Source organism: Aurantibacillus circumpalustris (genome assembly GCF_029625215.1).
Classification (GTDB): Bacteria; Bacteroidota; Bacteroidia; order B-17B0; family Aurantibacillaceae; genus Aurantibacillus; species Aurantibacillus circumpalustris.
In genome coordinates this window covers 2,169,541-2,182,998 of record NZ_CP121197.1, presented here as the reverse complement: position 1 = coordinate 2,182,998, position 13,458 = coordinate 2,169,541, and the positions used below count along the sequence as shown (strand labels likewise).

Genomic DNA, 13,458 nt, shown 5'->3' with positions numbered 1-13,458 from the left:
TCTATTGAATCACAATTTTATAATTTGCTGTAGTTCCATTTGTTTTGATATTCACAAAATAAACTCCTTTAGTATAATCAGAAAGATCAATACTTGCAGATAATTCTTCGGTTATAGATTTCATAACCATGGCACCAATTGAATTCAGGATTCTAATTTCTTTTAATCCTTCATAACCAAAATCAGTTGTAAATAGGCCTGTTGATGGATTTGGATAAATACGAATCTTGTTTTCTACAAGCGAGTTTGCTTTAAGCCCAGTACACTTGTCTACAAAAACAGTAACAGAACTTGAGTTTGCGCAACCGTTAACATCTGTACCGTGAGCAATATAAACAAGTGTATTACTTGGATTGTTTGTAAGTGTTGGACTACTGAAATTAGACGGCAACCATGTATAGGTATTTGCTCCAGAAGCTGTTAAGGTTACGCTTTCTTTAGCACAAATTGTGGAAGAGCTTAATGAAATACTAACGGTTGGTAATTGCCATATATGCAAATTTACAGTTGAACTTGACGAACAACCTAAGCTGTTTTTACCACTCACTGTATATAAAGTAGTTACAGTAGGTGAAACATAGATCAAAGATAAATTACTTCCGTCGTTCCACGTATATGTATTTGCTCCGCTTGCGGTAAAGTTCATAGCTCCACCCAAACAAAGCGATGTTGAAGAAGGACTTATTAATATAACTGGTGCAGCTTTGGTAACTAGAGATATAGTTTGAGTTCCATTACAACCATTTGCGTCAGTACCAGTAACAGTATATACAGAAGTAGCAGAAGGTGTAATTATCGCACTAGAAGTTATGATTCCATTACTCCATGTATATGAAAGAGCTCCAGATGCACTAAAGTTTGCGCTAACGTTCGGACAAACGGTAGCAGACGCTGGCACAACTGCAAGAGTTGGTAAAGGATTTGTAAGAACAATTGCCGAGGCATCATTTATACATCCGTTTGCACCAGTACCCGACACTGAATAAGAAAGTGCAACAGTAGGTGTAATGGCAACCGTTGTAGCATTAGATGCATTCTCCCATGTATAACTTGTTGCGCCCGAAACAGTAAATATGCCACTTGATAAACTACATAAAGTTACAAAAGATGGTGTAATGGCTATTGTTGGTAATGGCAGATTAACCACTCCAACAGTCATGCTGGAAGAACAACCCTGACTTGATTGGCCAACCACGGTATTTGTAATTCCATTTATAGAACTCGATAGGAATACTGATCCTGAAACGGAATTATTCCACATATACGTAGATGCACCTGATGCCGTAAAGCTTGCAGGACTGAGAGCGCAAACAGTAGCTGAAGCAGGTGAAATAGTAATAACAGGTAAAGTATTTGTAACAATACTAACCGTGCCGCTTGCAACGCAACCTTGGCTACTTGTTCCAATAACAGTATATGAAGCATTAGCAGAAGGAGTATATGAAACAATGGCGTTTGTTGAATTTCCACTCCAAATATATGTTGCAGCGCCACTCGCTGTGAAACCAGTAGTAGACAATAAACAAACCGTTGCTGAAGACGGCGTAACAGCAATTACAGGAAGTGAATAAACCGTAACTGCAACTGTTTTAGAAGCCGCGCATCCTGAACTACTCGTGCCATTTAAAGTATAGGTAGTTGTGAGTGTTGGTGTAATTGAATAAATTGAATTTATAGGTCCACCTACCCAGGTGTAAGTATTTGCGCCTGAACCTGTGAAAGTTACACTTGTTGAATAACACACTCCTGTTGAAGATTGGGCTATAGCTATAACTGGCAGAGAATTAGACGTAACGGCAATTGAGGCACTCGATGAGCATCCTAAAGTATTCGTTCCAGTAACAGTATAATTTGTATTTACAGTGGGTGCTATTGTTATGTTGGTAGCGGTAGAAGAAGTGCTCCAAAGATATGTATTTCCACCTGTAGCTGTTAAGGTTATTGTTACACCACTGCATGTTGAATTAGTTCCTGTGATTGCAATTGTAGGTTTTGCATTTACCAGTATAGTTTTAGATGCAGTATTAGAGCAAGAACCAGAGGCACCAATTACACTATAGGTGGTAGCAACTGTCGGTGAATCTGAAAGAGTTGTTGTATTTACACTCGTATTCCAAGTATAAGTTAAACCACCTGTTGCAGTAAAAGTAACAGCCTGACCTGAACAAACTGCTGTTGGTCCGGAAATGGAAATGCTAATATTACCCACGTTAATAGACTGCGTAATAGCTGCAGAACAACCCAAACTATTTGTACCCGAAAGAGTTAAAACTGTGTTTGAAACTGGACTAGTTATTACATTAGCTGTATTATCCCCTGTACTCCATGTATATGTTAATCCACCTGAAGCCGTAAGACTTGAAGTTTGTCCAGGACATATAGTCGTATTTCCAGCAACTGATAACGTTACACTATTAACATTAATAGTTCTGTTTACACTTGCACTAACACAACCGCTTGTGTTTGTTCCAATAACACTATAAGTTGTTAGAATAGTTGGTGATGGAGTAACAGTAGCTCCGTTAAGACTAGTCACGCCATCCGTCCAAGTATAACTATTAGCGCCGGACGCTGTTAATGTAGCTTGATTTCCTAAACATATTAATGTTGACGGTGACGATGCAATAACTACAGGATTGGTTGAATAAAGTAATGTAAAAGAAGCAACATTAGTACATCCATTTGCGGCAGTTCCTGTAAACGAATAAACCGCACTTGCAGTGGGAACAGCTTGTATGGTAGAAGTTGTGGCACTTGTACTCCATAAGTAAGATGCTGTTCCATTTGCCGTTAAAATTACCGAATTATTTTGGCATGCCAACGTATGCGTAGAAGTTATACTTGTATTTGGTGTTGCATTAATAGTTACAGTTGCTTCATTTGATACGGTGCTCAGAGAAGCTGTAGTACAAGTAGTTGTAAGCACATAATAATTTGTTCCACCGCCAGCAGTTAATGTACCAGTATTAAAATTAGGTGTTGAAAATCCGGTACCTGAACTTACATTTGTATATGGGCCACCAGCAGTAGAAGAAACTTTCCATGCCTGAACAATTCCGCTTCCCGAACTTCCTCCTGCGCCCATAAGAGAAACAGATTGGGTATTGCTGCATAATGTGTAAGATGTTGTCGATAGTGATTGCGCTGTTACACCAACACAACCAGTACCTGTAAACTCATCAGCACCAATATCAGGGAGAGTATTGCTCCTGCTTTGATTATCAATATCAAAGGTTATACCCAATGGCGTTCCCAAATCATCAATCGCGTTGTTACTGGTCGGCAACACGTGCAAGTCGGTAGTCGATGTAAATATTGGGGTAACAGTTGAAGAGTTAAGATTGCTTCCAAAACCTGTTTGGATTGCCGCCAAGTTTGCTCTTGCAGAGGTTATAAATCCGATATTTGGTCCTGTTGTTGAATAAATATTATTATCGATATTAGAAAAAATAGCATTGCTCGTTTGGGCACTGTAAATTGAGTAACGATTTGTAGTTGTTGTTTGTGTATTTACAAAAATATTATTTCGCAGATCAATAGCCCCGATTGCTGTAACACCCGTGGTGATCAAAATTGCAGCTGGCACTGACGTAAGCGCTGCATTTCCTTGTTCTGTATTTAACCAAACGGAATTATGATAAATTTTATATCCACCTCCGGCTGTCACAACTATACCATTACCATTGCTAGTTATTAATAGAGTGGTATTTCCATAACCAGTAATATCAGAAATCATATTATTGTACACATTCAAGTTATTGTTTAAAATAGAAGAAGACAGGGCAATTCCACTTGCACCTGTTGTGGTGGTATTGTTATAATTATTTACACTTCTTATAATATTATGAGACACAGTGCCATTGCTTGCCGCTGCACCAATTAAAAGTCCGGCCATTGCTTGAGCAGTTACTGAACCCGCAATCCCAGCAATAGTGTTTGAATTTACAGTAAACAATTGGGCGTTCTGCACTGCAATACCCCTAAATCCAAGTTTGTCGGCAGTTATTGAAGAGCCGCATAAATTAGAAGAAATATTCCAATTCATATCAGGAGAAGTAGCATTTCCAATTGCAAAAACTGCATTTTGCGTTTTCTTAAATATATTTCCAACAACGGTCATATTGTTATTAGGGATATCGGAAGCTGCACCTAAAGAAATTCCACTTCCGATAATAACGCCACCAGTTGTTGTAGCCCCTATACTACCTGTAATTATACAGTTGTTTAACGTAATATTAGAAGCGGCATCTGTTAAACTACTATTGCCAATAAAAAAAACTGTACTCAAAGTGGTTGTAGTATTTTCAACAGTTAAATTTTTGCTGCTACTTCCATTATTACTGCCATCTATTTTTATGTAGTCAGCACCTAACAGGGCAATAATTGACGAGTTCGCGCCAGTTATAACTGGACTTACTCCGGTTGAAGGTCTTATCAATAAGGAATTGGTAGAGTTTGCATATGTATTATTTGAAAAAATTATTGGAAATGTTTCAGCAGTAGAGTATAGAGGATCGGTGAGCATGTATGTTACAGGTCCTGCAAGACAAGAGTTGTTATAAGAAAAAGCCGCAGCAGTTAATGAAGTATAAGTACTTGACGAACCAACTGTGTAAGTGCCATTAAGTGCTGACACTAAGTAAAAGCTAGGGGTAGTTGGTGGGGTGGTGACCGCGTTAACATTTGCCGCTACCAAGCCAACTGAAGGGGTAAAACCTACGTTCAATGCTGGCGAGAGATCCTGCGCGATAAAGAAATATGAAATATTATCACCTAAAGAAACGCCTCCAAGCGCAGAAGAGCTGAGCGTGAAACTCCAGGTTCCTAAAATACCTGTTCCTGTAGCCAAAATACCTAAATTAGAAATGTAGCTCCCTGAATTTTTCTTATAATATATCCTTGGAGCAAGTGACCCTGTTGTAGCTACACCGCTAGCATCTGTTATGTTAACTGAAATAGTTCTGTCTCCTGTGGTGCAGGTACCAACAAGAGCTGTATAGGTAATTACTGGAGCCTCCATGTCTAATAACTTTCCATCAATTTCATCAGCGCCTATGTCTGGAGCATATCCGCCACCGTTAACAGAACCAACTGGTCCCGGGCGTGTTTGGTTATCTATATCATTTGTTATTCCTACAATTGGTTGAGCGTGTGATTCTATTGAGGTAGGTGTAATCCCCATATTTAAATGTAAATCACTCGCGGAGTTCACATAATTTACTGTAATTCCTGAATAACTAAAAGCATCACCAGCTGAAGCTGTTTTCCAAGCAGAAAAAGTTTGATCAGTAGTCCAGTAACCGACAGTAGCAGGATTTGCATTTAGCACGTTATAATTTGAAGTATTCGCTGGCCAGCCGGTCGCGCTTGCTGTACCCCCATAATTATTAGCAATGGCATAGTGCCCTCCAGTTCCTCCACTACGTGTATTTGTAATAATATTATTTCGCACATCATATGGCGCCGTTTTGGCAGCTGTAGAAAAATCGGTACGTACAACTCCAAAACTTGGTAATGCACCTGACGTTACAGTTCCTTCAATATTTATTGTGTTATAATAAACTTGAACTGTAGGATCAGGTGTAGAACCATGCTGTCCCCAAATACCAATAAAGCTTGTGTTTGAACTCTGACCGTTACCTAAGGAAATAAAATTATTATGAAACGTAAGTCCATTAGTCCCCGAACGAATAAATGCTCCACAAGCTACAGGTGGCCCTGTGAGAGTAGTACCAGGACTTATGTTTGTGATATTCCATATTCTGTTATAACTAACAACCGTGCTAAAACCATTTGCAATAGCAAGTGCTGCAACAATAACATTTGTAGTTGCAGTTCCTGTATTGGCAATGTTAGAGATATAGTTTCCTGAAACTGTACATGATGTACCTGTTGCCATAATAATACCGCAGGTTCCAATTTGACCAGTACCAACAGTAACATTCAAGTTGTTGGAGGTTAAGTTGGTGATCGTATTATTTAAGACCGAAAAAATTCCCGCGCTACTGGTTAAAGAACCCCAAATACCTCTTACATAACAACCAGTGCTTGCACCCCATGATGAGATATTTCGAATAAGGTTATTGGTAACCGCAATATTTGTAGCAGTTAATGTTGAAACAATGTTAATTCCCGATCCCGCGGATGCGCCAGTTGTTAAGGCTGTAGTTCCGCATCTCATGTTGTCTGGTGTTGGGTTTCCGATGGTGTTCGTATTAATGGATAAACCTGTTGCAACGCCAGAAATGTTAATACCTGTTACCCCACCTGTAACGGCTGCAGTTGTTCCAGTAGATGTTAAGCCGCCTATATAATTTCCCGATATATTTACAGTTCCTGTACTCGAAGAGTTTATTCCTACCACCAATCCACCTGTTGTAGTTTGATTTGAAAAGATTAAATCAACACCAGAGGTTCCTCCAATTAAATTGGAAGAAGTATTCCCTATGTTAACATTCCCTCCGGTTACATTTATTCCACAGAGTACACCACTACCTGTAGAGGTACTACCTGATGTGGTTAAATAGATGGCCGTTATAGTATTGCCCTGCACAGAGGTTGCAGTAGTCGTACCAACTGCAAAATTAATTCCAATGAATAAACTTGCAATCGTCCCCGTCATAGAATAAGTTCCAGAAGCGGTGGCAGAAGAATACCCAATTATATTATTCGTGATTACGTATGCGCTCCCTGAGGTAATTTGTATCCCTCCATGTGTGTTAGCTGTTGTATAGGTTCTTAAACCTGTTTGAAAAATACGGTTTCCAGTAATTATCCAATTAGTATTATTTGTTGAAATTAAAATCCCCCTTGTAGCAATTGATGCACTGAAGAAATCATAAATTCTACAATTTTGAATTGTGTTGTTTGAATTATCAAAAGTAGCACTACCCAATGAGAAAATTGCATTAGTTGGTAAATTAGCTCCAGCAGGTCCTATATCACAATTTGAAATGATGTTATTACTATTACCAACAGAGGACGATGTTGAAAATGAAATAGTTCCTAAAGTGGCAAGCGTTGATGAACCTAAAACCGAACAATTTGTTATGGTATTGTTAGTAGCCCCATTCATTAAACGAATTGTTGTCGTTAACGCGTTTCCAGCATTCGTATTAGAAATTACCAGGGCGTTACCACCCGTGTTTAAACCATTAATAATTACTTTATCCGCATCATTCAAATCAATTAGGGGTAATGCCAAAGAACCTGTAATATTTCTAGTTGCTCCCCCCGAAGGTGAAATGGATAATGTGTTCCATGCTCCGGCATTAAGAATAGCAGATGCAGTCTCGGTTGTATTAGCTATTATACTCACGTTTATGTTAGCGGCAGTTTGCACACCACCATTTATGGCTACAAATGCAGAATTAAGATCAGGATACGATCCATTTCCTACTAGCGCTCCTGATACAACAACATTTTGTGAGATGAGTTGCTGAGAAGTCAATAAATAAATTAACAAAAACAGTATACTTATTACCCTTTTGTTTTGTGCGTGTTTTTTCATAATTGTGTGTGTGTGTGTGCGTGTGTGTTTATAGTAGTTTGAAAGTAATTAGTTTTAATTTTTCTTATTTTAATATTCATACTCAATTGATATCCTTTTTTTTACCGAAGAACACATAAAAATTGTCAGAAAGAATTTATTGTTTTTTGTAAGGGTGGATTATTGTTATCAGCTTCACCTATTTCAGTTCACTGTAGTCTAAATACAACATCACTTGAAGCAAAAGTAAATTATTAAACTCAGAGCTATGTTAGAATAACCTTAGAGCTATGTTAGAATAGGCTTAGAAAAAAAATTAAGCTTCTGGATAAAAATTACACTTGAGTAAGAGATTGGGTTCATTACCTACCATTGAAAAATTATTCAAATTAACGTTTGCTAAATCTGATTATTTAACATAGAAACCAAACTTTTTCAAAAAAATAAAAGCAATAGTTTTTTTTGTATTGACCAACACTATTTTGGTATTCACATTCTTGAGTTATGATTTCTTCAACGCAAAAAAAGGCTACCTCAAATGGAGGTAGCCTTAATTATTGTAACTATACAACTTACTCGATTACAATTTTATAATTCACTGAAGTTCCATTTGTTTTAACATGAACAAAATAAACTCCTTTCGCATAATTTGAAAGATCGAAATTTGTTGTTAATTCATCAGTGTTAGATTTCACGACCATTGCACCAATCGAATTAAGAATGATAATTTCTTTTAAACCTTCGAAACCGAAGTCCGCAGTAATTAAGCCAGTAGTTGGATTAGGATATAAGCTTACTTTTCCTGCCAAAACAATTTTCTCACTAAGTCCAGTGCACAGCTCAACCGTTACAGTAACAGACATAGTGTTTTTACAATTATTGGCATCTACACCTTCAACTGTATAGGAAGAAGATGTTGTAGAAGCATTAACCATGAGTGTACTACTTGTTGAAGTACCGGGCATCCATGAATAATTAATTGCTCCCGAACCTGTAAGTATAATTGATTCATTAGAACAAATAGTTGGGGAGGTCGGAGAAATTATAACCGTAGGCAAGGCAGTTGCTGTTAAAGAAATAGTTTGACTTGACGAGCATCCGTTTACGTCAAAACCAGTTACCGTATAAGAACCACTTGTTAATGGCGTGATGGCAGTAGTTGCAGTATTAGCTCCGGAACTCCACGAATAAGTGCTGGCGCCTGCCGCTGTGAAGCTCACCGGAGAAAAAGCACAAACTGTTGCAGAAACCGGACTCACAGATATTGGCACTACTGTATTTATTGCAACAGAAACTGTAGCCTGATCAGAACAACCCAAAGCATCTGTACCAATAACTGTATAATTAGTTGCGGACACAGGACTAACTGCATAAGTGTTCGTTAACGGGCCAGAAACCCAAGAATAATTCAATGCTCCTGAACTGGTAAGTGTTGCCGTTTGACCGGCACAAATAGCTGTAGCAGACGACACTGCCGTTATTATTGGTAAAGGATTCGCAATAATACTTATTGTTTTAGTTACGTTTCCACAATATTGAGTTTGACCGGTAACTGTATACACTGTTGTTAGCGCAGGGCTAACAGTAATGGCTGTTGTTGTAGCGCTATTATCCCAAAGATAAGTGTCAGCGCCACCTGCTGTTAGATTAACTGTACTGCCAACACAAGCTGCACTTGCAGAAGCCACAATTGTTACTGTTGGCATTGGAGCAATACTTAAAGAAACACTTGCACTACTAGTACAAGCAGCATTTAATCCATTTTTAGCGACCACTGTATATATTGTCGATGAGGCAGGTGTTGCATTTACAGAACTTCCAGAAGTTGCAGATAATCCGCCAGATGGTGTCCAAGTGAATGTTACCGGAATATTTTGATACAATTTAAAGTCTGGCCGAATAAGATTTGTTGCATAATTTGTTGTTGTTGCAGCGGCCATTGCTAAAAAAGTTTGATTGTCTGCTCTATAAACCATGGTACTTTGGAAAGAGGTCGCACTGTTGTATTGAATAATTGCATCACTTGTGGTTCCTGCAAAATTATTTGAAAACACTGTTTCTATAATTAAATTACTTGTACCATTCCACGCAAATGGAGTACCGAAAGTATGCGTGTTGTTATAACCTACGGTAGGTGTAAAATTTGTGGCTGTCGAAACAATGGTTAATCCCGTTTCAAAAGTAGCACCCACAGAAGTAAGCGTAGTGGCTTTCATACTCATCTGAAAACTTTGATTATCATAAATAGAAGTTCCCCAGTTAGACCCTAAACTCACAACCGGAAATTGAATACTCGTGAGTGGCCCTGCTGCTAATCCCTGCGCGGTTAATTCACTTGCCAAGACAAGAAATTGCATTTTTTGTCCGCCATAATAAGCAGAGTAAGGAGCCGGATAACCTGTTGTGCTATTCTGATTTGTTTGCGGTGTAAAATTAAATACAGAAGGGATGGAAGCGCCTAAAACATTGAGCGTTTGAGAATTACCTGCACAAATTGTTGTCGAAGCCGGACTTAAAGTAATGGCAGATGGCACAGCACTTACAGTAATAGAAACAACGCCTGGTGTAGAGGTACAACCATTAACTGTAGTAAATAAACTGTAGCTGCCACTTGCGTTTGCCAACGCTCCGTTAATAGATGGATTTTGCGTAGTAGTGGTGTAATTATTTGGTCCTGACCACACATATGAAGTTCCAATATTAGAAGAACCACTCAAAGTAATATTTTGTCCGCTACACAAAAGGGTTGTGGCAGAAGTTGCCGAAACTGTTGGTGTGGCATTCACAGTAAGCGTTCCCTCATTAGATACCGCAGTCATAGATGCGGCTGAGCAAACGGTCTCAAGCACCACATAATAAACACCGGTTGGCAACGGAGCACTGGTATAGGAAGTTGTAGTAGAACCTGTTCCTCCTGTTACTGGAGCATAAGGACCACCTGGCGTTGCTCCAACTTTCCATAAATAGCTGGTAGTTGGGCCGGTACTTACACCCGTTGACGTTGCAACCAGAGTTTGACCAGCACACGCTGTGGTACTCGCTATACCCAAAGTTCCGCCATTTGCAGTCGTACAGTTTTGAATGGTGTAAACGCCTTCCCTCGCACCAATGTCGGGAGTGGTAACATTTCTTGTTGTTCCTGCATAATCATCCGTAACGCCAGAAACCGGTGTTGCCCCAGACTCAACAGCAGTGGCAACAGATGGATTTATATTTAAAAAGTTGGCGTTAGATCCCACGGTGCTTAAAAATGGTGGGTTTTCGGTTACAGAAAGACCATCTCTTGTTACCATGAGGGTTTTATATGCGCTTAATGTTTGAACAGCGTTGGTACCATCAAAATAAACTAAATTATTTACAGATGGAATTCCTGCATACAATAAGTTGTTATTCGAATTGGTGGCATAAGTGGATTCTGTCGTTGAACTTCTCATGTATGCATAAGTTTTACCAGTTCCAGTTGAAGTTGAATTATTAACCAGTATATTATTACGTAAACTCACACTAGAAGTAGTAGAAGCATATAATGCAATTGATCCAAAATTTGCACCCGAACTTAACGCTGAAAGATTAACAGTGTTGAAATGCGCATTTACTGAGGTAGCAGCTCCAATATACAACCCTGAGATAGAAAGCCCATCGGTTAAAGGTGCTTTCAAATCACCTACCAGGTTATTATAAATACTTAGTGTTCCTCCAGCATTTATATAAATCCCGCCAATCACATTTGTGGTGCTTGCTCCTGTTAAATCATATACCCGATTTCTGAAAATATTACTAGCCGCTCCTGCAACATGAAAAATGCCTACAGCCTGTCCTGTAGTTGCTAAAGCGGTACATGAACCAACAGTGTTAAGGTTTACAGTAAGTCCACTAGATGCACTAGAATTTCCAATAATAATCGCATTTACTGAACCGCCTTTTAAGTTTGTAACTGTGTTATTGGTAATTGCACTAGTGGCAGCCCCATAGTTATGGTAAAGTGCATTGATTACAGAAGTGCTTGCTGTTACATTAGAAATAAGATTATTCTGGAAAATTTCGATTTGTGAAGTACTTGTTGCTTGATATAATCCATAAAAAACACCCGTACCAACCATGGTAATATTCGTGTAATTGTTACCATCAAACAAAGCGGTTCCAGCAGTTGGCGAGCCAAAGTTATAATACAAATACATGTTACTTGTACTGCCAGTTGCTCCGTTGGAAAATCCAGTGGTGATTAAGTTGTTGTTTACATTCGTGTTTTGAGTTGCATTACTGTTGTACATCAGGTAAATTGTACCAGTAGTTTTAAGACCAACGTTATTAAAATTATTATTATTCATATTAGTAAGCCCTCTTGTTGCTGAATTGTACACCATACTTGCTTCCCCAGAACCCGTGCCCACATAAGTAGCAGACTGAAATATATTAGAATTCACATTTACAGTGGAAGTTGTTGTACCTCCCGTATTATATACACCTCTCAGCGCTAAAGACGTAGCACCGGCGTTAAATGTTCCAAGACCAATTGTATTATTATTTATATTAACCGTGGTTGTTACCGCCCCGGTGTTGTATATAGGGTAATAACTGCCACTAGTGGCATTAGTCGAATTGTTACTTAATGTGTTATTTGAAATACTAAGATACGCGGCAGATGCCGTACTATATAATCCATAAAAAACACCACTGGTTGCGGTATTATATGTGCAATTTGTAATAAGATTGTTGGTAATAACAATAGAGTTAGTTGCAGCAGTGGCTCCAGATACGTTTTCTATAGCCGTTAGCTGACTAGTAGTACCGCCACCATTTACAGTAATAGTATTATTGTTGATGGTAGCATTTGCGCTCGTAGCAGTATTCAGATAAATACCTCTTAACACCTGTGCACTCAGTACGCCACTACCGGTATTGTTATTTAGCGTACTGTAACTTACATTGATATTGTACTGAGCCAAAGTACGTACACCTGCCGACGGACTTGTAGTGCCCCCACCACCAAAATTAATAATAGTATTTCCCGTTGTCACAGAACTTCCTCCTATATCATTTCCTGTATCGGCAAGAGTGAATGGACTTGCAGCAGCAAAACCTATCAGGGCAATACCTATGTTGCAATTTTGTATGGTGTTTGTGTAAAACTTATTATTTGAGTTTGTTCCACTCGCCGATGTTATTGTTAGAGCAGTTGTATGTAATGAAGGAATTGCATCCACTACGTCAATACCTCGAGAACCATCTGTTGCAGGGCCTGAACCTGCGACATTATTTATCCGGTTAAGAGTTATTACACAATTTTTGATGGTATTATTCTGACAACCATCTGTTGCACTTGCTCTAAAAAAACCATAACCATACTCCATCGTTGATGGATTTGATGTATTTGGATCATTCAGATCAATACCATCAATCGTTACATAATCTGCACCAACGCAACTCCAAATCCCATCTTGCACCGCAGAACTTGGTGTAGCTGTACCGCCGGCATACGCATAAAGAATAGGATTTGCACCTACACCGCTTTTTTGAAAGACAAGTGTGTTTATTGAAGAAGCTCCTGTAATCGAGTTTAACGTAAAACCTCCTACAACAACAGTTTCTGTGTATCCAGCAGATATATTGATAATAACAGGTCCACTCACTCCGGCAATATTAAGACTGTTTATTGCTGCGGCAACCGAAGTAAATGTTCCTGGTACAGCATATGCTCCAGAGAGTTGAGCCTTACTGGCCGTGATTAAAAATAATGCCATAACGAGGCACGTTAACCTAAAGGTCTTTTTAAGAGAATTCATAGAAATTGTTTTAAGGTTTTTAAGAATTTTTGGGTTTATACTTTTAGCACTTTAGTTGTGTTATTAGTAATTCAAATTTAAGCCAATAAAATCCATCTACTATAAAATTTAGGATAATCTTATCTACAAATATTTCAGGAATATAATTAACTACTAATTAATAATTTAACAAAAAAGGCCGCCATT

2 protein-coding genes are annotated in these 13,458 nt (G+C 38.6%); both read right to left on the bottom strand.

Annotated features, from left to right (window positions below):
* Position 1: 1 nt before the first annotated feature.
* Positions 2 to 7,510 carry a T9SS type A sorting domain-containing protein gene (locus P2086_RS09115; protein ID WP_317900140.1) on the bottom strand — a complete coding sequence of 2,503 codons (7,509 nt, stop codon included), beginning with the start codon at positions 7,508 to 7,510 and terminating at the stop codon, positions 2 to 4.
* Positions 7,511 to 8,061: 551 nt separating this feature from the next.
* On the bottom strand, positions 8,062 to 13,230 hold the full coding sequence (locus P2086_RS09110) for a T9SS type A sorting domain-containing protein (RefSeq protein WP_317900139.1): 5,169 nt from the start codon (positions 13,228 to 13,230) through the stop codon (positions 8,062 to 8,064).
* Positions 13,231 to 13,458 lie beyond the last annotated feature (228 nt).

What these genes read in the sequence shown, in the direction of transcription:
- P2086_RS09110 (WP_317900139.1), bottom strand. Translation starts at nt 13,230, where the DNA reads ATGGCATTATTTTTAATCACGGCCAGTAAGGCTCAACTCTCTGGAGCA.
- P2086_RS09115 (WP_317900140.1), bottom strand. Translation starts at nt 7,510, where the DNA reads ATGAAAAAACACGCACAAAACAAAAGGGTAATAAGTATACTGTTTTTG.